The 538-nt window shown below is 34.2% G+C and carries 1 protein-coding gene and 1 pseudogene; one reads left to right on the top strand and one right to left on the bottom strand.

What is annotated here, in order from left to right; translation table 11 throughout:
* Positions 1-68: 68 nt before the first annotated feature.
* Positions 69-159 (top strand): annotated as a pseudogene (locus AC1MPL_RS00010) (IS5/IS1182 family transposase); the annotation flags it as partial.
* A 79-nt stretch (positions 160-238) separates the two neighbouring features.
* Here the strand turns inward: AC1MPL_RS00010 and nadS are convergent.
* On the bottom strand, positions 239-511 hold the full coding sequence (nadS, locus tag AC1MPL_RS00005) for a NadS family protein (protein ID WP_023272879.1): 273 nt from the start codon (positions 509-511) through the stop codon (positions 239-241).
* Positions 512-538 lie beyond the last annotated feature (27 nt).

Here is a 538-nt window from a genome sequence, read left to right as displayed (position 1 = left end):
TTCAATATTAGTCTTATAATGTGATTTTGGTAAAATCTCCTCTCTCATTTCAGCAATATAATTTTAGAATGAATAAGCCCATACCTAAAATTTATCGTACAACCAATTGGTCTACACAACTGAGCTCTCATTAATCGTGGGAATATTGCGATTAGGTTTTCTTAGTTTTCCTAAAATTAACATAATATTGATTATGCGAATTTAATAGAATGAAAGATTTTTCTCTCATTCTACCTTTCTATATAAGACTAGGATGAGAGTCTAATATCCTAATTAAAGTCGCGGCTGGTCCTGTTGGATATCTTCTTCCTTGTTCCCAGTTTTGCAGTGTGCGAGGGCTAATATGAAGGCGTGCTGCGAATTCATTTTGACTCAAGCCAGTTTTTTCACGTACTTGCTTAATATCAGGTAATTCGAGCTTTATTACACGACTTGCTTTTATTTCCTGACGTTTAATTGCTCCAGCCTCTTTGATAGAAGCAACCAAATCATCAAATAAGTTATTTTCCATGAAATTGTTCCTTAACCAACTGTCGTA

Source organism: Acinetobacter sp. N1-1 (genome assembly GCF_056711485.1).
This window is presented reverse-complemented; position numbering and strand designations above follow the sequence as displayed.